Raw genomic sequence first — 19,819 nt, 5'->3', positions numbered from 1 at the left:
TGAAACGGAATTATGTTAACAAATCTGTGGAAGTAAAAGGATGTTATTGAATGGTTATAAGAGAGATAGAAGTTAACGAAGCGGAAAACCTTGCGAGTCTTATCCAACAGGTCGAAGCTGAATCTGCGTTTATGCTGATGGAAGCGGGCGAAAGAAGAACGACGGCCGAACAGCATCGCAAAAGAATTGAATCGATGAAGACGAGCGAAAACTCAACAATATTAGTTGCAGAGAATAGCGGGACATTGGTCGGTTATATGTTTGTAATCGGCGGGACAGCAAGAAGAACCAAACACTCTGTCTATCTTGTTGTCGGTATTTTAAAGGATTATCGTGGGCAAGGTATCGGGACTAAACTGTTTGAAAGACTTAATCAGTGGGCGGTTAGACATAAGATTCACCGTTTGGAATTAACGGTTGTCACCCGTAACGAAGTCGGAGTAGCCCTATATAAAAAAATGGGCTTCGAGATTGAAGGAACAAAGAAACGTTCCCTGCTAATTGCAGGTGAATTCGTTGATGAATACTACATGGCCAAACTGCTGCAGTGAACGGAAGAAAGGGGAAGACGCCGTTTATAGGCGGTCGTCCTCCCATGCACGGCTGTAATCCTTTATATTATCATTTGTTTTTAGTGTTTTAACTTCCTGGCTTTGAGTATTCCCCTGTGCAGGCTGGCGTTTTTTATTTTGTTTTTTCAAATCGATTGCCTCCCGATAAGAGTCTATTCAAAGAATCCTAAAGCATACTTTACAGCTTCATGAATATCGCTTGTTTCGTATGCCACCATTTCCTCATGGGAAATTTTCATTCTTACGCTTTCCAGATCATATCCACTGTCCAAATCCATCTCTAAAAGAACCTCATATCCTTCGGGCCCAACACTCGTCTCAATAATATTAAATGTCCGAATGGCTGACCCTGTTTCGTAATCCTTTGAGTCCAAACTATCTGCCATAAAAAACACCCCGTTTTTTGCATACTTGGCTACAAATTTAGATTTCCAATCGCACTCTGTCTGTATTCATTTCAATTTTTGGAGTAAATACCTATATAAATTGGGAAGATAGCAATAGGAGGGAGTCATGATTAAAAAATTCTTTGTCCTGCTTTTGGTATTTCAGGCAACATGTTTTCCTGTTACGGCCAATTCGGCTTGTTATGATTTGCTTAACAAAAAAGTGCAGGAGGACATTCAAACCAGTTATCCATTTTTAAAGAATCTAATGAAAAAGGATAATGCCTGGAATTATGATTATGAAGACCTAATTAAGATGGGGCTGCCAATTGGCAAAAAAGACTCCCATTTGGATTCCATGATTTCCTTATTTAGCGGAACGAACATTGGTGAAAAAAGGTTAATCATAACAAGCGGAAAATATAGTGAAAAATGGGGGAACTCATTTACTGGGTACATTTTTTATAAAGAGATTAATGGGTTAAATGTCCTTATAAAAATAAAGCGTGGTCCTGAAAAGTGGGAAGTGGTTGAAAAAAGTAAAGTTCGTGGACGATACATAACATTGAGGGAAATTTATAAAAATTGCGGGCAAAGGGAAATTGGTAATTGAAGAGGTCATAACGCCCGAACCGTCTGGAATATAAGTGGGCGGGTCGTTATGAAAGGCTTATAACACCCGATCCGTAGTAAGAGTCAGTGTCCCGGTCGTTATGAAAGGCTTATAACGCCCGATCCATAGTAAGAGCCAGTGTCCCGGTCGTTATGAAAGGCTTATAACGCCCGATCCGTAGTAAGAGTCAGTGTCCCGGTCGTTATGAAGGGGCTTATAACACCCGAACTGTAGAGAGAGTCGGTGGTCCGGTCGTTATGAAAGGTCTCATAACACCCGATCCATAGAAAAAAACAGTGCCCGGGTCGTTATGAAAGGGTTATAACGCCCGATCCGAAGAAAGAGTCGGTGCCTGGGTAGTTATGAAAGGCTTATAACACCCAAACCGAAGAAAGAAACAGCGCCTGGGTAGTTATGAAAGGCTTATAACACCGAAGACATCCAAAATCCGCACCCCTAGCGTTATAACAGACCAATAACAGCTAAATATCCCCCAAATACTCCGTCCTAAGCTCCGTCTCAATTACCTTATTATCAAAAGAGAGGGAGTAGGCCTTTGCATTCGGCCTGGAACTAACAATTTTATGAACATCCTGATCAATGAAATGAATCGCCACCCCATCATCTGCGGCAATCCCGCCTCCAAGTGCTCCCGTACCAACAAGCCGATGGTAAGCCGGTCGTCTGTCCTCTTCGCCATCATAATGCGGACAATTGCTGCCTTTCAAAAATCCCAAGGCTTTAATTGGTTCAAGGCCGCCGCCAAAGGAATCAGTGACACCTTCTTCAAACCAGCAAATCGAACCAGCACTGATTCCTGCCAAAACGATGCTTTGATTCCAAGCCTTTTTCAAAATTTTATCCAAGCCCCATTCTTTCCAAAGCACCAATAAGTTTTTGGTGTTGCCACCGCCGACATAAATGATGTCTTTTTCTAAAACAAAGCTTTCCAAATCTCTAGTCGGAGGTCTGAACAATGATAGATGCGAAGGTTCACAAGGCATTTTTTCAAAAAAACGATAAAAATCGCTTACATAACTGTCTGAATCCCCGCTGGCAGTCGGGACAAAACAGATTTTTGGATTGGTTTTCCTAGATTGTTGCAGGATATATGTATCTAATAACGGGTTCTCCGGTTCCATCGAGAATCCGCCGCCGCCCAGCGCAATAATTTGCTTCATTCGATTCAGTCCTTTCCAAAATTATTGATATCCTTTTGCTTTTTTAAAAAAACTATAGCAATATATTTAAAATAATCAACAACATAATCCCTAAAGCAAAAAAACTAATAAAAAAGTATCCGAAATATCTTAACTTTGGCAGTTTCTTTAAACTTCCGTTTGCGGCATTGCCTTCGATTTTATCATAATGATCAATGACATCATTAAATGGTTTATTTTTCGTCATTCAGACTCACCTCGTTATGAGAATGTTTTCTTTTTCTAAACATGATAATAGCAGCTGCCATTAATAAAACCGGGGAAATAACTAGCCATTTAAACACTCCAGGTGTTGCCGCCAAATATAAAGTTAACGGGAAGGACCAGATTGCGCAAATCAATAATAAGATAGGTTTAAAAGAGCGGCTTGCATAAAGACCTATAATCATTGGAAGAAAATACGAAAGTGAAAAGGATGCAAGAACATCTTCAGGCGGAGGACCTCCAACGTAAGGATTATTAAATAAAAAGTATATGCAGAAAAGAAGTCCGCCTAAAGAGCCAAGCACCCCCAAAAGTCTTGCTATATTCAAGGCCATCCCCCCTCATTTCTTTATATTCGAATATTAGACCCAAATAACCTTCTTTTTCCAAATCTTTGATAAAATAAAGAAAACATAAGCAGGGGTTATTTTTATGAAAAAGGTTGTTTTAAAGCCCGTTGAATGGGATCAAAGATTGTCTTTTTTTGATTTGCTTCTTTTAGCAGATGAAAGCGAAGAAATCGTTAACAAATATATACTTGAAGGTGAAATGTACTCCATCAAATATGAAGGGGCCACTGCTGGCGTTATGTTATTCACCTTCCATCCGGACCACGTTGTGGAAATTAAGAACATGGCTATATCAGAAAAGTATCAGGGAATGGGAATTGGCAAAATGGCCATAAAGAAGTCCTTTGAAGTTTATCGGTCTAGAGGATTCAACAAAATGATTGTCGGCACCGCCAATTCCAGCATTGCCAACCTCGCCTTTTATCAAAAAGCCGGTTTTCGAATGTCGGAAATTAAAAAGGATTTTTTCAAAAAATACCCTGATCCAATATATGAAAATGGCATTAGGGCTTTGGATATGGTGTTGTTCGAGAAAAATTTACCATAAACTAACATAATTTTGCTTGAAACTTAAAAACAAATCCAGTAAAATGAAAATTACTCAAATTCGGAAGGGTGAACATTAAGCCAATGAATAACTAATCCTATTTTTAGAAATAATTCGTAATAACGAACATAATTCTGGATAGGATTGGTATGGGCTTTTTTATAAAAAGGTTTAAATGGTACTTGGTGTACTATGACTTTTTGCGCCTGAAAAACCTCCTATCCATTGATCGGATAAGGAGGTTTTTTTATGGAAACAACAAAATCAGACATGACCCTTGGAGCATTGTTTCGAAATCGGGTGATTCAAACAATCCTGCTTTCAACTTTTTTCCTGCAAATCGGGATTTGGGTCCGAAATTACTCGATTTTACTATTCGTAGTAGAAAAAACAAATGAAAATGCAGTAGCCGTGTCGCTCATTTCGGTGGCGGAATTTGCCCCAATCTTTCTATTTTCCTTTATTGGCGGAACATTTGCCGACCGCTGGCGGCCAAAAAGGACGATGATATGGTGTGATTTCCTTAGTGCTATATCGATCTTTGTTGTGCTGTTGGCACTTGTTTTTGGAAGCTGGAAAGCTATTTTCTTTGCGACTCTCGTATCCTCTATTCTTTCCCAGTTTTCACAGCCGTCGGGGATGAAGTTGTTCAAGTTGCATGTGAGGGAAGAACTCATCCAAATGGGGATGTCTATCTACCAAACCTTGTTTGCGTTGTTCATGATTCTCGGTCCTGTTATTGGGACGTTTGTGTATCAACGCTACGGAATTGATGCCGCGATTGCTATCATGGGTGTTGCCTTTTTACTGTCGGCGGGAATTCTATTTTTACTTCCAGCCGATTATGAGGTGGAGGAGAAGGCTGAAAAAACAACCATCACGCAGGAAATGAAAGCAGGGTTCAGTTACGTTTTGAACAGTCGTCCATTGACGATGCTTGGCGGATGTTTCGCGGCGGCCGGGTTGGCGCTGGGACTGACGCAGCCGCTGGCAGTATTTCTTGTTACAGAAAAGCTCGGCCTGCCAAAAGAGCAGCTGCAGTGGCTGATGGCAGCATTTGGAGCAGGGATGATTTTAGGTGGCGGCCTTACTGTAGGATTGGCCAAAAAGACCCCGCCGCAAATTCTGCTAGCACTAGGAATGGCCATAAATGCAATTGTTTTTATGATGCTGGGATTTTCCGAGGTGTTCTGGCTGACTTTAACGGTTCAATTTATCGCTGGTTTATTTATGCCATGTATCCATATTGGAATCAATACGATGATTTTGAAAAATACAGAGGCAGACTTTATCGGCAGGGTAAACGGGATTTTGAATCCGATGTTTATGGGAACGATGGTCATTACCATGACGGCAAGCGGCTGGCTCAAGGAAAAGTTTTCGCTTGTGGCGATGTATGAAACGACTGCGCTGTTATTTATCATCGGGGTGTTATTCCTAGTTCCGCTTTTCAAAGGGGCGGCTGTATTGAAAAAAAGTGAAGAGGTTTAATTAAAATAAGGCTCAGTTCATGTTGAACTGGGCCTATTATTATCAATCTTTAACAAAAACTCTATAACAAATGTTAATCAACCTATATCTTTATTCCATATTTCAAAGCAGTAGAAACCAGCTTTTGAACATCTTGCGGGCTGGGAGGACCATCTGGTGGTGTCGGCAATTTATTGGGAACAGGTACACTTAGTTCCTTCATGAATTGCTCAAATCCAGAGGGATATACAGATAATAATACTCTAGCCGTTTCCGTGTTCACTTTGAAGGTATGTGAAACTCCTCTTGGAGCATAAACATACGTTCCAGGCGTGGCTTTGATCATTGTATCGCCTACGTAGTAGGTAATTTCCCCTTCAAGAATGAAAAAAGTTTCGTCTTCTCTCGTATGAATATGTGGAGGAGGTTCAAAACCTCTTCGTTCCTCTGTCAAAATAGTAGCGTATCGACCTTTTGTATCATCCCCATTTACTAAAAAAGAAACTATATTTCCCAAAAACATGAAAGTGTTATCCTTAGAAGATTGACGAATAAATGGCTTATCCAAAATCTCGCCCCCAATCTTTTACCACATAATAATATGCAATTCGACCCACGAATTATGTCTGTTGTACATTCTTGTTATTATGACTGGTTAAAAATATATTTTTTATGCTCGAGGATAAAAATGGTAAAATAATCATACTAAGATTTTGGAGGAATTCAATGATGGATGTAATTGAAAAAGCACTTCAAATTGCCAGTAAAGCGCATCAACGCCAGTATCGGAAAGGAACGGACATCCCGTATATCGCACATCCGGTTGCTGTAGGAATGCTATTGATGAAGGCCGGTTATCGCGATGAAGTCGTAGCAGCGGGAATTCTACATGATACTGATGAAGATACCGATTACAAACTAAAAGACATCAAACATGACTTTGGTGAAGAGATAGCTGAAATCGTGGCGGGATGTTCCGAACCAGATAAGTCGCTTTCTTGGGAGGATCGGAAGGAGCACACAATCGAATTTTTGAAAAACGCCTCCAGCGATATCCGTGCAGTTGCCTGTGCCGATAAACTTCACAATATCCGGTCGATTATTAAAGATTATGAGCGGGATGGCGATGAGGTCTGGCAAAGGTTTAACCGAGGCAAGGAGCAGCAGGAGTGGTATTATACCAATTTGGTCGAGAGCCTCAGACACCAGGGGTCGTTTAGTTTGGTAGAGGAACTTGAGAAAGAGGTAATCAGGTTGTTTAAGCGTTAGAATTTTTGACGCTCCAAATTTTTAGTCTTCGGGCATTACTTTAATAGAGAATGAAGGACATTTTGAAATGAGGACAGCATGAATTTGGTCTTCATCAAGCCAATGAAGGACATTTTAAACGATGAGCCGCATGGATTTGGTCTTCATCGAGTCTATGAAGGACATTTTGAACCGAGGACAGCATGAATTTGGTCTTCATCAAGCCAATGAAGGACATTTTGAACCAAGGACCCCACGGATTTGGTCTTCATCAAGCTTATGAAGGACATTTTGAACCGATACCCACCCGATTATGTCCTTCATCAAAAAACGGGGGGCACATATAATCCGTCCAATAGACAAACCACCCCAGTATAACCCAAAAATTTTAACAAGGGAGATAAGTATGGAAATAAGACTATTAAACTCGAATGATGCCGCCAGCTATTGGCAGCTAAGGCTAGAAGCCTTGCAGCAAAATCCGGAGGCATTTTTAACAAGCTACGAAGATTCCATCAAACGAGAAAACCCAGTGGAACAGACCGCGCAAAATCTATCAGCAGAAGGAACCTATACATTCGGGGCCTTCCATAATCAAGACCTCATTGGTGTCGTCACCTTAATGCACGAGAAACCAAGCAAAATCCGCCACAGAGCCAACATTTTTGCAATGTTCGTGACGTCTAATAAACGTGTTTCCGGAGTCGGGACTGCCTTACTTACAGCCGCCATTGAAAAAGCAAAAACAATCCAAACTATTGAGAAAATCAATCTAACCGTCACAGCAAGCAATGAAAAAGCCAAGAAGCTTTATACCAAACTAGGTTTTAAATCATTTGGTTATGAAGAAAAGGCATTAATTGTGAATGGTGAATATTTCGATGAGGAGTATATGGTTTTACACCTAAAACCTTAAATAAGAAAATTAGAAAAAGGTAGGTTTTTGAAAAATGAATATTAGTTTTAAAATAAACCATGCCTCGCCTTCCCCAATAGAATACATTGAGTTGAGAGTTGAGGGAGGCCTTAGCAGAAAGTCGCTTGAGGCTGCAACAATCGGCCTAAACAACACTTTGTTTTCTGTTTGTATTTATGATCAAAGCACCTTAATAGGATTAGGCCGGGTAGTCGGCGACGGAGGTACTGTTTTTCATATCGTGGACATTGTTGTCAAACCTAGTTACCAAGGTCAAGGACTCGGAAAAGTAATCATGAAGGAAATAATGAATTATCTAGAAAAGAACACTTATCCGGGCTCGTATGTAAGTCTAATTGCGGATGATCCGGCTAATAGACTCTATGAAAAGTTTGGATTTCAATATACCTATCCAAAATCTCATGGAATGTATAAGATGTACTAGATACAGTTTATCGAGTCATATTAAAAGGGGGAGGCCCGAATGCTCAAAAGCAAAAACATCTACATAAGACCCTTTACTGAAGACGATGCAGCATCCCTGCTCAAATTGCAAAAAGAGAACCGACGTTTTTTCGAAAAGTTCTCCTATGAGCGCACCAACGATTTTTACACATTAGAGGTCCAGCAAAACAGAATCAAAGAGTTTGCAAAGGATTGGCAAGCTGATCAGGCGTATACCTTCGGAATTTTTACAAAGGATGACGCTTTAATCGGCACAATCAATCTATTCCAGGTTCTCAGAAGCTCCCTTCAAAGTGCCTTCATCGGATACTTTTTAGATCAAAAGCATAACGGGCAAGGCTACACCACTGAGGCTGCCAAACTCATCGTCGAATATGCATTTAAAGAGTTAAATCTGCACCGCATCGAAGCCGGCGTGATGCCGCATAATATTGGCTCTATCCGTGTGTTGGAAAAAGCGGGCTTCCATAAGGAAGGAATCGCTATTAAAAATGTCAAAATCAACGGAAAATGGGAAGACCACCAGGTGCTGGCGATCATAAATCCCAAAGATGAATAGATTAAAAACCGGCTAGCCTCGATTGGCTATGCCGGTTTCAAGCAGCTCCCGCTGTCACTAAATCCAAAAAAACTTCCTAAAATCATCGAAAAGATCATGATGTTTCTCTTTTTCTTCTTCCTTGATGATGGTCACCTTATTAGCACGGATAATGACTTGGTCGGCATCAATCACAAACTTTCTCCTGTTATTACGATGGCGGCTCGTTAAGCCTTCTACTTCAATTTCTACTTTTTCATCATCTCTCCAACCACTATACAAGCAGACCTCCCCCTTTCCACCTTTATTTATTAAAATATGCTATTATCAAAAAAAGGCTTGGACAAACATTCTTATTATTAAAACTGTATCAGTTGAAATCTACGAAAATATGTAACAAACCTCCTTATATTAATAATCTTGTTTATGATAAAATTGTCCTGTAGAGAATGGAGGTAGCTGACGATGACTTTCTACAAAGCTCTAGTTTTCATACACATTTTTTCTGCCATAATCGGAATGGGACCGGGGTTTATTTTAACAACGGTAGTTAAATCAGGGAAAACAATGACCGAATTGCGCCATTCCTATGCCATTCGAAACAAGCTGCATATCTATGTCATGATTGGCGGTGTGTTACTACTCGTGACAGGATTGGGACTTGGTTTGTTTAATACTGCACTGTTCCGTCAAGGATGGTATCTCATAAGTCTCATTCTCTTTTTGGCTGCCCTGGCAATCGGCCCGCTTGTCTTGTCGCCAAGGTCAAGACCGATTAAAGAGATGTTGAAGTCTCATAAAGGCGACGATATACCGGAGGAGTACTGGAAGTTATCTAAAGAACTCTTCTTCTGTGAAAACTTGGAAAACTTTATTTTTATCATTATCATTACTCTTATGATACTTAAACCTTTTTAGGAAAAAAAAAGTGCAAAGCCCTGCGGTTTTGCGCTTTGTTATGTAGGAGTGTTTTATGAAAAAGAAATTAGCCTATACAGGCACTGGAGTTCTGCTTGTTTTTCTACTGCTATTTGGCACCTACAAATTAATGAATTCACGAACGTACCAGTTATTTGGGGACCTAACGTATAAGGTAGATACAAATCAGAAGCTCGTGGCGTTGACGTTTGACGATGGCCCTTCGGAAAATATTCCGGAGCTTTTGCCGTTATTGGATAAATACAATGCAAAGGCAACCTTTTTTCTTATCGGCAATGAAATTAAGAAAAATCCGGAGGTAGCGAAGGAGCTGGCGGAGGCCGGCCACCAGCTTGGCAACCATACATATTCCCATGAGCGAATGATTTTTAAATCACCGTCTTATATTAAAAAGGAAATTGAATCCACCGATCAGTTAATACATGAAGCGGGCTACCAAGGTGAAATCGATGTCCGCCCGCCAAATGGAAAAAAGCTGGTCGGTCTGCCCTATTACCTGAGCAAACATGATAGAGACACGATTACCTGGAACCTAGAGCCGGACAGTTATTACACCACCGCTTCAGACAAAGTGGAGTATGTCAGGAAAAACATAGAGCCTGGGTCCATCATATTGCTGCACCCTTGGTACAGCGGATCCGCTGAAGAGCTAAAGGCGGTGGAGGGAATCTTACAATCCTTAACTGACAAAGGCTATAAATTTGTAACCGTTAATGAGCTGCAAGAATCAGCAGGTAAGTAATCTATTTAGGGAGGAATTCGTTTTGAAAAGTGCAAATCCATATGTTTTTGTTGATAATTGCCTGAACGTAATGGAGTATTATCAAGGTTTGTTTGGTGGAGACATTAAAAACATCCAACAAACGGAAGATGGCAAGTGTCTGCATGCTGAGCTTCATTTAGGTGATAGCATCATCCACTTCTCTGATACCTTTAGTAAAGTACATGTAGGAGATAACGTGAGAATTACGTTGGAGTGTGAGAGTGAAGAGGAAATTAGAAGAGTATATGACTCCCTTAGCAACGAAGGAAGAGTTACCTTTGCTTTACAAGAAACGTTCTGGGGTGCGTTGCATGCCAATCTGGTTGACCGATTTGGAATTGGCTGGCTGCTGAACTATCAGAAATAAGGACGCGTGAAAATGCTTTACTTCTAAATGAGGTAAAGCATTTTTTAATGCTTTTTATAACCCCAATAAATAACAAGAGCAACTGGAAGGATAAGAGGAATGACAATAAAAAATGAAAAGGTCCAAATGGTACCAAGTAAGAAAACCGCATCACTACAGCCGTCGGATCCGCATTCCGTAGCGCGAAATCCTTTTTCAGAGATGGACGCAAAATAACCAAGCAGCCGTATTCCGAACAGGAAAAACCAAAAGATGATAATGGTTATTAATGGTAAGATAATCTTGTTCAAATGACCACCTCCCTTGGAATGCCTCTCGTATCATTCTGTTCTAAAGATAAAAGAAAGATTCACCGTGCCATCTAAAGAAAAAGCCCTATTTAGTCCGTTCTATACAATTAAACCCAATAATGAAAAGTTATAACCCTATAACAGATTTGTATTTTCTTCCAGATAATGCAACGGTGTAACATAAAGATAATATAGATTTAGGGGGTTACTTTTATGGAGTTAAAAAAACTGTCATGGGCAACGGTGGTAATGGAATCAAATGGAACTTCAATCCTTTTTGATCCGCTAGGGGCGCCAATTAAGGGACAGGACCGGCCGCTCGCTGCTAAATTAGGCGAACCATTAGAGCCTTTAGTTTCACTATGGACCATCAAAAGGCCCGATGCTATTTTGGTTACCCATTTCCATCCGGATCATTTTGATTATCAATCGGTCTTGGATAGCTTTGGTGATGATGTTCAACTTTATCTTCCAAAGGAATCTGAGAGTTATGCTGCTAAATGTGGATTTAAAAACGTAATCGGAGTCAGTCCAAATGAGGATTTTATCGTAAATCATGTAAAGGTTTCGGCCTTTTATTCAGTTGATGGGTTTGGTTCCCCGCAGGTTTCGTGGATTGTAAATGACGGAGTCCATACGATTGTCCACTGCGGGGATACACAGTGGCATGGGTTTTGGTGGCGGATGGAGCAGCAATATGGACCAATCCATGTTGCATGCCTTCCGGTAAACGGCCCCATCCTCCATGTTGCTGGTTTGAAAGCACAAAGCAGTTTGCCAGCCTGTTTGACGCCTGAGGAGGCAGTTGAAGCAGCAAAAATATTAAGTGCTGAATATCTGGTTCCGATTCATTATGGGACGTTTAATAATCCTCCATTTTATATCGAAGCAGAAAATGTGGTGGAAAGGTTAATACAACGAGGCAATGAACTAGGTGTTAATATAAAAATATTACGTCCAAATGAATCCCATTTTCTTGGAGACACGATAAAACAATCTGCCAAATAAAAACAAACAGGAGTGATACCTTTGAAAATTCAATTAATCAGGCATGCGACGGTTAAAATCAACATGAATGAATATCATTTCTTAGTGGACCCGATGTTCAGTTCTAAAGGAGAAATGGACCCGGTAGCGAATGCAGCCAATACTTGCAAAAATCCCTTAGTAGAATTACCGTTCCCCATCGAAAACATCCTTGAAGGCATTGATGCGGTCATACTGACTCATTCCCATCGCGACCACTTTGATGATGCCGCAATCAAAACCATTCCGAAGGATTTAAAGATTTTTTGCCAGCCCGAAGATGAAGAAAAGCTGCGTGGGTTTGGTTTTTCCAACGTAACAAACATTAAGGAAGAAGAGAACTGGAACGGGATCCGCTTTACTAGAACGGGAGGGCAGCACGGAACTGGTGAATTAGGCAATCAGATGGGACCTGTATCCGGGTTTATTATGGAGTCTGCGGGAGAGCCTTCCCTGTATATTGCCGGAGACACCATTTGGTGCGATGAAGTTCAGGAGGCCTTGAAGGAACGCTCGCCTGAAATCATCATTTTAAATGGCGGGGAGGCGCAGTTTTTGACAGGTGATCCGATTACTATGGGAATCAATGATATTGAAAGAGTAAGTAAAGAGGCCCCGTCCTCCAAAATTATTGTGGTTCACATGGAGTCGTGGAACCATTGCCTGTTGAGCAGGGAAGAATTGAGGGGATATATTGCAAAAAATGGCTTAGCTAATGTAACGGTCCCGTCTAACGGAGAGATTTTTGGGTTTTAAAGGTAAAGTCACGAGTAAATCACTCGTGACTTTTTTTACAATGAAATTCTGTCTCCCCGGCTATTGGGCTGGGAAGTGACTAGAAATTCAATGTCATTGTCTGTCTCGTTGAAAATTTGATGAGGCACCATTGGCGGCACCTCATAACCTTCCATTTGTTCGAGAATCACTCGTTTTCCATCAACTTCAAGGGTGGCGGTTCCGGACAAAATGAAAAAGAATTGCCAAGCATGAACATGGTAATGTCTTTCTTCAGCAGTATTGGGAGGCATGCGTTCATGAATAATACTCAAATTTGCATCCTTCACCAAATGCCAGCCGTCACATTTTTGTCCCCAAATGTAGTGTTCCGCATTAGATTTGCTTCGTTTCATTGTTTCTACCTCCATTCACCACTACTTGTACATACATTATACTACCTTTCATTAGACAGATAGTTTGATAATTTCCGATGTTTATCTAAAATGGTAAAATGTTCAAAAGGGCTAAAAAAGGATGAGCGCGCTATATGAATATTGATTACTTTCGAAGTTTTGTAGAAACGGTCAATCAAAAAAGTCTATCCAAGGCAAGTGAGCGTCTTAATATATCGCAGCCGGCATTAAGCAAGCAAATTCGAAAATTAGAAGATTTCTTTGATGCGCCGTTATTAGTGCGGTCCACATCAGGAGTCGTTCTTACCGAGGCAGGAGAGTTAGTTTACAAAAGGCTGCCGCAAATTCTTGGTGATCTATCGATTCTTCAAAATGATCTTAACTGTTTGAAGGAAATAAGAAGTTATAGAATTGGAACCTTGCCAAGTTTGGCCGGCAATTATATCCCGTCCCGAATCTTAAAATTGAAGGAGAATGGGATTCAAGTGGAGGTTGTTATAAAGAATGCCTCTCAAGAAGTATTTGAACTCCTAAAAAATGGGGAAATCGATGCCGCCATCATTGAAGAAATGCCGGTCAATAAATCTTATTGGCAAAAGGAAATTTTTGAAGAGCCTTTATATGCGATCCTGCGCACTTCTCATCAACTTTCTGGAAAACAGTCCGTTCAAATTGAAGAGATTAGTGACGAAGAGTTTGTATTGTATCCTCCGTTTTGCACGATTAGGGAGAGTGTCAGCAGGATGTTCCATGAACAGGAGAAGGAGCTTAAGATTATTAGAGAGATAGATTTTGGTGATTTTTTAATCGGATACGTTGCGGCAGGGTCTGGGATTACTGTGGTACCAGAAATGAGTATCAAGAATCTGGGGAACTCATTTGTTAAAGCCATACCCTTAAACCACTCTTTAGCCAAACGGACAATTTCGCTGATTGCAAATTCGATCACAACTGGAAAAGCATTATATCCATTTTTTAAAAAACGTTAAGGGGATGAAATTTTGTTTAAAGATATTATAGAAACTGAGGCAGAACTGCGGTCATTACTGGGAACACCGAGTGAACTGGCTTCCAAAAAGGTCATTCACCATCTAGACTATCATTGCGTGGAATTTCTTTCAAAATCGCCATTTTTGGTGATGGCTACTGCTGACAAGGAGGGGTTTTGTGATGTTTCCCCACGTGGAGACCGGCACGGGTTTGTCCATGTCTTAAATGAAAAACAGTTCGTGATACCGGAGCGGCCAGGCAACAAAAGGGTAGATTCTTTGCGAAATATTTTATCCAATCCCAGAGTTGGACTGCAGTTTTTCATACCGGGGTTGGGAGAGACACTAAGGGTAAATGGGAAAGCTTGTATAGTCAGAGATGACGAGCTGCTTGAGAAGATGGCGGTTGCCGGGCGGAAGCCTCTTTTAGGGATTGGGGTGGAAGTAGAAGAGTGTTTCATTCATTGCGCAAAAGCCCTAAAACGCTCAGGGCTATGGGATACAGAGTCCTGGCTTGAAAAAGAAAATCTCCCATCTGCGGCAAATATTCTGTTTGAACACGCTAAACTCCCTGGCTCCAGTGTTGATACCATTCAAAAAAGTCTCGAGGAAAGCTATGCTAAGAGGATGTATTGATTAATAGAAATTTGGGATGGGATTAGGGGACAAAACTGCTATGCAGAATAGGAGAACTGTCCGAAGAGAGGATTCCAAAGGCAAAGACGACGCAGAAAAACCTCAAAAGTGTCCTCGTTGGGAGCCGTCTGAGGACTGGCGCTGCCAACACTATAAAAAAACTGTCCTCATAGCAACCTATGAGGACAGAAAACTAAAAAATCTATTACACTACTAAATAAAGATATCCAAAATTAAAACAATCGCAAGACCAACAATGGAGTTAATGAACAATAAAAGCCCCCATGATTTCAAAGTATCCTTAATGGAAAGATTAAAATATTCCTTAAACAACCAGAACGATGCATCGTTCACGTGTGTAATCGTGTTACTTCCGGCAGCCGTAGCCAATACCATTAAAGCTGGGTTAACATCAAACTGATGCATTAGTGGCCCGACAATCCCCGCAGCTGTAATCGCGGACACCACGCCTGTACCGGTAGCAAGGCGAATCAGTGCTGTAATAAACCATGCCATGATAAGCGGAGAAATGCTTGTGTGTTCCATCATTTTGGCAATATAATCGCCGACACCAGAGTCAAGAATAATCTGTTTAAACGCACCGCCCGCACCCACAATAAAGATAATCATCGCAATGCCTTCGATGGCGCCCGAGAACGATTTCATAATTTCCGGCATTGTGCGGCCGACGCGGATTCCAAATACATAAATCGCTATTAAAACCGCAACCATCATACTGATTTCCGCACTTCCGAAGAAGTTGATAATTTGATAGGCGGTTGAGTCCTTTTTAATAAAGAAATTAAGAATGGTTGCGGCAGTAATAATGATTGCAGGAATTAACGGTACAATCAAACTTACAGCAAATCCTGGCATTTCATCATCCGTAAACTCTTTTGTTTTTTTCAATAAAGGAGGAACAGGACGATCCACATTTTTCATTAATTTCGGAAAAATGATACCAGAGCAAATAACAGCTGGAATGACCACTACAAGTCCTAAAAGATAAACCATTCCCATATCCGCACCATAAGCAGAAATCAGGGCAACCGGACCAGGCTGCGGCGGGAAGATGCTATGAGCCATTGTAGCGGCTGCAACCATTGTGACTCCAAGACGTAAGTAAGGCGTTTTTGCCTCAACAGCGATACTAATAACAAGCGGAGCCAGGATGATGAAGGCTACCTCATAGAAAACAGAAACACCGAAAATGGCACCAACAAGCAAAATAGCCCACTGAACATTTTTTACACCAAATTTGTTTAGCAGTGTCGATGCAACCCGCTGGGCAGCACCAGAGTCTACCATCAATTTACCTAGCACGGCCCCAAATCCAATGATAAGAGTTAAGCTTCCAAGTGTGCCGCCAAGGCCTTTTTTAATGGTATCTACTACTTCAGGTAGTGATAAGCCATTCATGATGCCGACAAATATTGCCGCAATTAACAGGGCAAGAGCGCCGTTCAGCTTAAATTTCATATTTAAAACTAAAAGCAATGCTACTCCCACCGCTACCCAGATAATCGGCAGTGAATTTTGTAACCATTCCAAAATTAACTTCCTCCTTAAAACATTTATATAGAATCAACTAATGTTGATACTTCCCACTACAAGGTGTAATCCTTTTCAAATTACAAATTAATTAGTTCACTAAACAAATTAACTATCTTATAATAAGATAAATTTTCCATCCTTGTCAAACGCTTTCTTGGCTTAATTTGGGTATAGAATAAATGAAAGAAGAACCTTTTTCTGATAAAGTTAAGCAAGCATATATAAATGTTAAAGGAAGTTATCAAAAATGAAGCAGTACGTAGTCGGCTTTGCATTTAATTACACAATGGATCGCGTCTTAATGTTAAAAAGAAGCAAGCCGCCTTACCAATATCTTTACAATGGTGTAGGTGGAAAAATAGAAATTGGCGAGGATCCGGTGCAAGCCATGTTTCAGGAACTTCAGGAGGAAACGGGTTTAAAAAAGTCTGATATTCAAATATCTAGTCATTTAACCACGCTGGAATTTAAGGCAGGAGTAAAACTACATGTCTATTACTTCGTATTGAACAGGAACATTGAACCCTATTCCACAAAGAAAACAATGGATGAAGGCACGTTAGAATGGCTGCATATAAAAAACAACCATTTACTGGATGCCTCCAACCCGAAAATGGCAGGGGACGGGAATATCGCTTATTTCCTACAATTTGCTCAAAACGAATATAAGGGAATTGCCTCGTTTTAAACAGTAGAAAAAATGAAATCGGAGGACGCAGCCATGAAAGAAATCCAGGAATTCGCCAAACAATTCCATAAAGAAATGAACTGGGAAATCAGCAATGAAAGCTTTGAGGAAGCTAGGGCTTCTCTTTTAAATAACTACATGCTGCTGACAACAGAAGTGGCGGAGGTCGCGGAGGAACTGAGAAAAGCCTTTAACATGACAAGGACTCTAGTCCATGAAGGCATGGAGGAAGGGAAGGCCTTCGAAATGTCTAAGGATTTTATAAAAGAAGACATCGGCAAAGAATTGGCTGACTGCCTAGCCTACATGCTCAAATTTTATAATTATTTCGGCCTCGACCTTGAGGAAACCTTTTACGCAAAAATGGAGGAAGTCAAGAACCGGCGTAACAAGGATGTTGTGCCAGCAAAAAAATAAAAGACAGGAAGCGCATTCCTGTCTTTCTTCGTTTAAGCCTTAATCTGACCGAACGGTTTTTATTTTAAAAATAAAATAATAATACTTATAAATGACAATTAACAGCAGCACGCTTTTCACGATATAGCTAGGATGAAGGAAAAAAGGAATCGCAATCATCGCATCCGCAAACAACAAAATCGACAGCTTCTGCTTTAGGGTCATCGACCGTTCCCGGACGAAGCTTTCCAAATGGCGTTTATAGAGGTTTGTCCCCTTAAACCAGCGCTCAAACCGTGCTGACCCTTTCATGAAGCAAAAGGATGCCAAGAGCAGCAAAGGTGTTGTTGGCACCACGGGTAAAACAATCCCTATAATCCCCAAGCCAAGCGAAATAAAGCCAATCACTATGAAAATAAACTTAATAATACGGTTTTGACTAATCATTGTCCTCGAACTCAAATCTAGTTTTTCCTTCATTATACCCTATCAGAAAATAGGTAAGCTAGAATCTCCGGCATTCTCTCCCGGAAGAAACGATAATGGTGTTCGGCATCTTCCACACTTACAAAGCGTGTATCGCCAATCTGGCTGCTTAAAAGGTCATAGACCTGTCTGGCAAGGCCGAAGAACATCTTGCTTGCCTGTGGATCATCCGGAACTTCTTTCGTACCAATATCCATGTAAAACTTCTCAATTCCAGATAAGTCACTGTGTTTAATAAATTCCTCCAAGGTTTCTTGGTTCCGATAAAAGCCCGGCGAAAGTACGGCGATTTTTCTGAATATCTGCGGATAACAACAGGCTGCATAAGTGGAAATGATCGCTCCTAACGAAATCCCAGCCATCGCTGATTCATGCTCAAGTGTCCGGTATTTACGGTCGATGAAAGGCTTCAATTCGTGGACAATAAAATCCAAATAGTCCTCGCCCTTCCCGCCTGAAGGACTGGCATAGCCTAATATTTCCTCACTTAACTTTCCTTGTTTCCACGGGCAGTATTCGTCTATCCGACCCTCGCCCTCAGTATTCAAATCCATCCCAACCACGATAATTTCAAGATCAGATTCCTCTAAAAACTTTTTCAAACCTAATGAAGTTCCGTTAATAGCACCTTCATCCTCAAACACATTCTGCCCGTCGTGCATATAGAGAACGGGATACCGTTTCAGTCCGTTCTGATAGGATTCTGGCAAAAAAACACGAATCATTCTATCCTGCTGAAATGATGTCATATAAAGGGTGAATTTTTCCAACACAATGAACCACTTCCAATCATGCAATCTCCTAAACTTAAATTTATCATAAACACCAATTTTTGCCTAAATTTTTATATAAAAAGAAGTTAACAGGATTTATAATATGGTTTGATATGGAAAAAATTCCAGACTATTGGAGTGGTGCGAAATGCTCGCAAGGAAAACGAAAAAGATACAGAGCCAAACGGAATCCATTGCATCCTTGGAAGAGGTGATGATTGGCGGCAGAAAGCAATGGGTCCTATTCAGAGGGGAAAATGTTGACCAGCCTATTATGCTGTTTTTGCACGGCGGACCGGGCACAGCGCAAATTGGATTCGCTCCCAAATTTCAAAATGACCTTGAAAAGGAGTTCTTAATCGTCAATTGGGACCAAAGAGGGGCAGGATTATCTTACTCTCCCGATGTCAGAAAAGAGGAACTGACCGTTGATATCATTTTAAGCGACACTATTCAATTAATCGAATATCTCCTCAAACGTTTCAAAAAGGAAAAGCTGATCCTCGTAGGACATTCATGGGGTACGGTCCTTGGTATATTGGCTGTTCAGAAGTGTTCGCAATATATCTCTAGCTATATCGGCATTGGCCAGGTGGCCGATATGCGTGCGGGGGAAAAGCTATCATATGAATATACATTGAACAAGGCCCGTGAACTAAAAAATGTGAAAGCTCTTAAGGAACTAGAAGGGCTTGTTTATAATCCTGCTGACATGGACTACTTAAATGTCCAAAGGAAATGGCTGACAAAGTTTGGGGGCTCCTATATCGGGGTCAATGAATTTAATTTGATTTATTCCAACATGCTGTTTGCCAAGGAATATACACTGAAGGACTGGTTTTCTTATATAAAAGCGGGAAGATTTTGTTTGGAGACCATGTGGGAAGAGCTTTTGGCGGTAGATTTCATAACGAATGCGGCGAAGTTGGAGGTGCCGGTTTACATTTTTGCCGGCAGGCAGGATTATCAAACACCATCGCAGCTGGCCAAGCAATATTTTGATGTACTGCAATGCCCGCAGAAAGAATTCGTTTGGTTTGAAAACTCGGCCCATCTGCTGAACTTTGAAGAGCCTGAAAAATTTTTTCAGGAATGTATAAATATTAAACAAAGGCTGTCATAAATAAACTGAACGGAACTCTGGCAACAGAGTTCTTTTTTGGCTAATAGTAAAGTATAAATTTTCACAAATTTATACTTTACTAACGCATAAATTCAACTACGCCTCTGTCTTCGTCCTATCGGACTCGCCA

30 protein-coding genes are annotated in these 19,819 nt (G+C 40.8%); 18 read left to right on the top strand and 12 right to left on the bottom strand.

The annotated features are described in order from the left end of the window. Nucleotides 1-50 precede the first annotated feature (50 nt). Nucleotides 51-551: a GNAT family N-acetyltransferase gene (locus KHA99_RS15260; RefSeq protein ID WP_213118333.1), complete on the top strand. Its 501-nt coding sequence runs from the start codon at nucleotides 51-53 to the stop codon at nucleotides 549-551. Between the two features lie 24 nt (nucleotides 552-575). On the opposite strand, the gene KHA99_RS31210 is transcribed toward KHA99_RS15260, so the two are convergent. After that, complete coding sequence (locus tag KHA99_RS31210) at nucleotides 576-701, bottom strand: hypothetical protein (RefSeq protein ID WP_261363804.1); 126 nt, start codon at nucleotides 699-701, stop codon at nucleotides 576-578. Nucleotides 702-724: 23 nt separating this feature from the next. Then, the gene (locus KHA99_RS15255) at nucleotides 725-958 is read right to left on the bottom strand and encodes a hypothetical protein (RefSeq protein WP_213118332.1); all 234 of its coding nucleotides are present in this window, start codon (nucleotides 956-958) and stop codon (nucleotides 725-727) included. A gap of 127 nt (nucleotides 959-1,085) precedes the next feature. Between KHA99_RS15255 and KHA99_RS15250 the strand changes: the two genes are divergently transcribed. Next, nucleotides 1,086-1,571, top strand: coding sequence for a hypothetical protein (locus KHA99_RS15250; RefSeq protein ID WP_213118331.1), 486 nt, complete (start codon nucleotides 1,086-1,088; stop codon nucleotides 1,569-1,571). 482 nt (nucleotides 1,572-2,053) lie between these two features. Here KHA99_RS15250 and KHA99_RS15245 read toward each other — a convergent pair whose 3' ends face one another. The 3 genes from KHA99_RS15245 to KHA99_RS15235 are packed head-to-tail and all read right to left on the bottom strand — an operon-like array spanning nucleotide 2,054 to nucleotide 3,324. Next, nucleotides 2,054-2,752, bottom strand: a complete 699-nt coding sequence (locus KHA99_RS15245) for a Type 1 glutamine amidotransferase-like domain-containing protein (protein ID WP_213118330.1) — start codon at nucleotides 2,750-2,752, stop codon at nucleotides 2,054-2,056. A gap of 52 nt (nucleotides 2,753-2,804) precedes the next feature. Next, on the bottom strand, nucleotides 2,805-2,978 hold the full coding sequence (locus KHA99_RS15240) for an amino acid transporter (RefSeq protein ID WP_213118329.1): 174 nt from the start codon (nucleotides 2,976-2,978) through the stop codon (nucleotides 2,805-2,807). Continuing rightward, nucleotides 2,965-3,324, bottom strand: coding sequence for a hypothetical protein (locus KHA99_RS15235; protein WP_213118328.1), 360 nt, complete (start codon nucleotides 3,322-3,324; stop codon nucleotides 2,965-2,967). The genes KHA99_RS15240 and KHA99_RS15235 overlap by 14 nt, the downstream gene beginning before the upstream one ends. A 103-nt stretch (nucleotides 3,325-3,427) precedes the next feature. Between KHA99_RS15235 and KHA99_RS15230 the strand changes: the two genes are divergently transcribed. Continuing rightward, nucleotides 3,428-3,892, top strand: coding sequence for a GNAT family N-acetyltransferase (locus KHA99_RS15230; protein WP_213118327.1), 465 nt, complete (start codon nucleotides 3,428-3,430; stop codon nucleotides 3,890-3,892). A 249-nt stretch (nucleotides 3,893-4,141) separates the two neighbouring features. Further along, nucleotides 4,142-5,383 carry an MFS transporter gene (locus KHA99_RS15225; protein WP_213118326.1) on the top strand — a complete coding sequence of 414 codons (1,242 nt, stop codon included), beginning with the start codon at nucleotides 4,142-4,144 and terminating at the stop codon, nucleotides 5,381-5,383. Nucleotides 5,384-5,465: 82 nt separating this feature from the next. Here KHA99_RS15225 and KHA99_RS15220 read toward each other — a convergent pair whose 3' ends face one another. Then, nucleotides 5,466-5,930, bottom strand: a complete 465-nt coding sequence (locus KHA99_RS15220; RefSeq protein WP_213118325.1) for a cupin domain-containing protein — start codon at nucleotides 5,928-5,930, stop codon at nucleotides 5,466-5,468. 161 nt (nucleotides 5,931-6,091) lie between these two features. Here KHA99_RS15220 and KHA99_RS15215 point away from each other — a divergent pair, with 161 nt between their 5' ends. The 4 genes from KHA99_RS15215 (at nucleotide 6,092) to KHA99_RS15200 (ending at nucleotide 8,550) form a co-directional block, all read left to right on the top strand. Then, on the top strand, nucleotides 6,092-6,631 hold the full coding sequence (locus KHA99_RS15215; protein WP_213118324.1) for an HD domain-containing protein: 540 nt from the start codon (nucleotides 6,092-6,094) through the stop codon (nucleotides 6,629-6,631). A 385-nt stretch (nucleotides 6,632-7,016) separates the two neighbouring features. After that, complete coding sequence (locus tag KHA99_RS15210) at nucleotides 7,017-7,526, top strand: GNAT family N-acetyltransferase (protein ID WP_213118323.1); 510 nt, start codon at nucleotides 7,017-7,019, stop codon at nucleotides 7,524-7,526. Between the two features lie 34 nt (nucleotides 7,527-7,560). Further along, nucleotides 7,561-7,971, top strand: coding sequence for a GNAT family N-acetyltransferase (locus KHA99_RS15205; RefSeq protein ID WP_213118322.1), 411 nt, complete (start codon nucleotides 7,561-7,563; stop codon nucleotides 7,969-7,971). Nucleotides 7,972-8,010: 39 nt separating this feature from the next. Beyond that, nucleotides 8,011-8,550 (top strand): GNAT family N-acetyltransferase, encoded by a 540-nt coding sequence (locus KHA99_RS15200; protein WP_213118321.1) that lies wholly within the window; start codon nucleotides 8,011-8,013, stop codon nucleotides 8,548-8,550. A 57-nt stretch (nucleotides 8,551-8,607) separates the two neighbouring features. On the opposite strand, the gene KHA99_RS15195 is transcribed toward KHA99_RS15200, so the two are convergent. Beyond that, nucleotides 8,608-8,811: a hypothetical protein gene (locus KHA99_RS15195; protein WP_213118320.1), complete on the bottom strand. Its 204-nt coding sequence runs from the start codon at nucleotides 8,809-8,811 to the stop codon at nucleotides 8,608-8,610. A gap of 183 nt (nucleotides 8,812-8,994) precedes the next feature. On the opposite strand from KHA99_RS15195, the gene KHA99_RS15190 reads away from it, so the two are divergent. From KHA99_RS15190 to KHA99_RS15180, 3 genes are read left to right on the top strand one after another with little or no spacing between them, the layout of a single operon-like run. Then, nucleotides 8,995-9,447: a DUF2269 family protein gene (locus KHA99_RS15190; protein WP_213118319.1), complete on the top strand. Its 453-nt coding sequence runs from the start codon at nucleotides 8,995-8,997 to the stop codon at nucleotides 9,445-9,447. A 55-nt stretch (nucleotides 9,448-9,502) separates the two neighbouring features. Next, complete coding sequence (locus tag KHA99_RS15185; RefSeq protein ID WP_213118318.1) at nucleotides 9,503-10,210, top strand: polysaccharide deacetylase family protein; 708 nt, start codon at nucleotides 9,503-9,505, stop codon at nucleotides 10,208-10,210. A gap of 22 nt (nucleotides 10,211-10,232) precedes the next feature. Next, nucleotides 10,233-10,598 (top strand): VOC family protein, encoded by a 366-nt coding sequence (locus KHA99_RS15180; protein ID WP_213118317.1) that lies wholly within the window; start codon nucleotides 10,233-10,235, stop codon nucleotides 10,596-10,598. 44 nt (nucleotides 10,599-10,642) lie between these two features. On the opposite strand, the gene KHA99_RS15175 is transcribed toward KHA99_RS15180, so the two are convergent. Next, the gene (locus KHA99_RS15175) at nucleotides 10,643-10,888 is read right to left on the bottom strand and encodes a hypothetical protein (RefSeq protein WP_213118316.1); all 246 of its coding nucleotides are present in this window, start codon (nucleotides 10,886-10,888) and stop codon (nucleotides 10,643-10,645) included. A gap of 213 nt (nucleotides 10,889-11,101) precedes the next feature. Here KHA99_RS15175 and KHA99_RS15170 point away from each other — a divergent pair, with 213 nt between their 5' ends. Beyond that, the gene (locus tag KHA99_RS15170) at nucleotides 11,102-11,896 is read left to right on the top strand and encodes an MBL fold metallo-hydrolase (protein WP_213118315.1); all 795 of its coding nucleotides are present in this window, start codon (nucleotides 11,102-11,104) and stop codon (nucleotides 11,894-11,896) included. A 12-nt stretch (nucleotides 11,897-11,908) separates the two neighbouring features. Continuing rightward, nucleotides 11,909-12,670 carry an MBL fold metallo-hydrolase gene (locus KHA99_RS15165; RefSeq protein WP_372447605.1) on the top strand — a complete coding sequence of 254 codons (762 nt, stop codon included), beginning with the start codon at nucleotides 11,909-11,911 and terminating at the stop codon, nucleotides 12,668-12,670. 35 nt (nucleotides 12,671-12,705) lie between these two features. On the opposite strand, the gene KHA99_RS15160 is transcribed toward KHA99_RS15165, so the two are convergent. Beyond that, complete coding sequence (locus tag KHA99_RS15160) at nucleotides 12,706-13,044, bottom strand: cupin domain-containing protein (protein ID WP_213118313.1); 339 nt, start codon at nucleotides 13,042-13,044, stop codon at nucleotides 12,706-12,708. 134 nt (nucleotides 13,045-13,178) lie between these two features. Here KHA99_RS15160 and KHA99_RS15155 point away from each other — a divergent pair, with 134 nt between their 5' ends. After that, nucleotides 13,179-14,033 (top strand): LysR family transcriptional regulator, encoded by an 855-nt coding sequence (locus KHA99_RS15155; protein WP_213118312.1) that lies wholly within the window; start codon nucleotides 13,179-13,181, stop codon nucleotides 14,031-14,033. A gap of 9 nt (nucleotides 14,034-14,042) precedes the next feature. Continuing rightward, nucleotides 14,043-14,669: a pyridoxamine 5'-phosphate oxidase family protein gene (locus KHA99_RS15150; protein ID WP_213118887.1), complete on the top strand. Its 627-nt coding sequence runs from the start codon at nucleotides 14,043-14,045 to the stop codon at nucleotides 14,667-14,669. Between the two features lie 213 nt (nucleotides 14,670-14,882). Here KHA99_RS15150 and KHA99_RS15145 read toward each other — a convergent pair whose 3' ends face one another. After that, a complete protein-coding gene (locus KHA99_RS15145; RefSeq protein WP_213118311.1) occupies nucleotides 14,883-16,220 on the bottom strand; it encodes a gluconate:H+ symporter in 1,338 nt (445 codons plus the stop codon). A 250-nt stretch (nucleotides 16,221-16,470) separates the two neighbouring features. Here KHA99_RS15145 and KHA99_RS15140 point away from each other — a divergent pair, with 250 nt between their 5' ends. Further along, nucleotides 16,471-16,911 (top strand): NUDIX domain-containing protein, encoded by a 441-nt coding sequence (locus tag KHA99_RS15140; protein ID WP_213118310.1) that lies wholly within the window; start codon nucleotides 16,471-16,473, stop codon nucleotides 16,909-16,911. A 33-nt stretch (nucleotides 16,912-16,944) separates the two neighbouring features. Next, nucleotides 16,945-17,328, top strand: a complete 384-nt coding sequence (locus KHA99_RS15135) for a MazG nucleotide pyrophosphohydrolase domain-containing protein (protein WP_213118309.1) — start codon at nucleotides 16,945-16,947, stop codon at nucleotides 17,326-17,328. 39 nt (nucleotides 17,329-17,367) lie between these two features. Here KHA99_RS15135 and KHA99_RS15130 read toward each other — a convergent pair whose 3' ends face one another. Next, nucleotides 17,368-17,769 carry a YbaN family protein gene (locus KHA99_RS15130; RefSeq protein WP_249366690.1) on the bottom strand — a complete coding sequence of 134 codons (402 nt, stop codon included), beginning with the start codon at nucleotides 17,767-17,769 and terminating at the stop codon, nucleotides 17,368-17,370. Between the two features lie 17 nt (nucleotides 17,770-17,786). Further along, nucleotides 17,787-18,518, bottom strand: coding sequence for an alpha/beta hydrolase (locus tag KHA99_RS15125; RefSeq protein WP_249366689.1), 732 nt, complete (start codon nucleotides 18,516-18,518; stop codon nucleotides 17,787-17,789). A gap of 196 nt (nucleotides 18,519-18,714) precedes the next feature. Between KHA99_RS15125 and KHA99_RS15120 the strand changes: the two genes are divergently transcribed. Then, nucleotides 18,715-19,689, top strand: a complete 975-nt coding sequence (locus KHA99_RS15120) for an alpha/beta fold hydrolase (protein ID WP_213118308.1) — start codon at nucleotides 18,715-18,717, stop codon at nucleotides 19,687-19,689. Nucleotides 19,690-19,819 lie beyond the last annotated feature (130 nt).

Source organism: Neobacillus rhizophilus, assembly GCF_018343535.1.
Classification (GTDB): domain Bacteria; phylum Bacillota; class Bacilli; order Bacillales; family Cytobacillaceae; genus Neobacillus; species Neobacillus rhizophilus.
The sequence above is the reverse complement of the archived record's forward strand: the minus strand, read 5'-3'. Positions and strand labels throughout refer to the sequence as shown.

Coding starts and splice junctions, on each gene's coding strand:
- KHA99_RS15260 (WP_213118333.1), top strand. CDS start 51: ATGGTTATAAGAGAGATAGAAGTTAACGAAGCGGAAAACCTTGCGAGT.
- KHA99_RS15255 (WP_213118332.1), bottom strand. CDS start 958: ATGGCAGATAGTTTGGACTCAAAGGATTACGAAACAGGGTCAGCCATT.
- KHA99_RS15250 (WP_213118331.1), top strand. CDS start 1,086: ATGATTAAAAAATTCTTTGTCCTGCTTTTGGTATTTCAGGCAACATGT.
- KHA99_RS15245 (WP_213118330.1), bottom strand. CDS start 2,752: ATGAAGCAAATTATTGCGCTGGGCGGCGGCGGATTCTCGATGGAACCG.
- KHA99_RS15240 (WP_213118329.1), bottom strand. CDS start 2,978: ATGACGAAAAATAAACCATTTAATGATGTCATTGATCATTATGATAAA.
- KHA99_RS15230 (WP_213118327.1), top strand. CDS start 3,428: ATGAAAAAGGTTGTTTTAAAGCCCGTTGAATGGGATCAAAGATTGTCT.
- KHA99_RS15225 (WP_213118326.1), top strand. CDS start 4,142: ATGGAAACAACAAAATCAGACATGACCCTTGGAGCATTGTTTCGAAAT.
- KHA99_RS15215 (WP_213118324.1), top strand. CDS start 6,092: ATGGATGTAATTGAAAAAGCACTTCAAATTGCCAGTAAAGCGCATCAA.
- KHA99_RS15210 (WP_213118323.1), top strand. CDS start 7,017: ATGGAAATAAGACTATTAAACTCGAATGATGCCGCCAGCTATTGGCAG.
- KHA99_RS15205 (WP_213118322.1), top strand. CDS start 7,561: ATGAATATTAGTTTTAAAATAAACCATGCCTCGCCTTCCCCAATAGAA.
- KHA99_RS15200 (WP_213118321.1), top strand. CDS start 8,011: ATGCTCAAAAGCAAAAACATCTACATAAGACCCTTTACTGAAGACGAT.
- KHA99_RS15190 (WP_213118319.1), top strand. CDS start 8,995: ATGACTTTCTACAAAGCTCTAGTTTTCATACACATTTTTTCTGCCATA.
- KHA99_RS15185 (WP_213118318.1), top strand. CDS start 9,503: ATGAAAAAGAAATTAGCCTATACAGGCACTGGAGTTCTGCTTGTTTTT.
- KHA99_RS15170 (WP_213118315.1), top strand. CDS start 11,102: ATGGAGTTAAAAAAACTGTCATGGGCAACGGTGGTAATGGAATCAAAT.
- KHA99_RS15160 (WP_213118313.1), bottom strand. CDS start 13,044: ATGAAACGAAGCAAATCTAATGCGGAACACTACATTTGGGGACAAAAA.
- KHA99_RS15155 (WP_213118312.1), top strand. CDS start 13,179: ATGAATATTGATTACTTTCGAAGTTTTGTAGAAACGGTCAATCAAAAA.
- KHA99_RS15140 (WP_213118310.1), top strand. CDS start 16,471: ATGAAGCAGTACGTAGTCGGCTTTGCATTTAATTACACAATGGATCGC.
- KHA99_RS15135 (WP_213118309.1), top strand. CDS start 16,945: ATGAAAGAAATCCAGGAATTCGCCAAACAATTCCATAAAGAAATGAAC.
- KHA99_RS15125 (WP_249366689.1), bottom strand. CDS start 18,518: ATGATTCGTGTTTTTTTGCCAGAATCCTATCAGAACGGACTGAAACGG.
- KHA99_RS15120 (WP_213118308.1), top strand. CDS start 18,715: ATGCTCGCAAGGAAAACGAAAAAGATACAGAGCCAAACGGAATCCATT.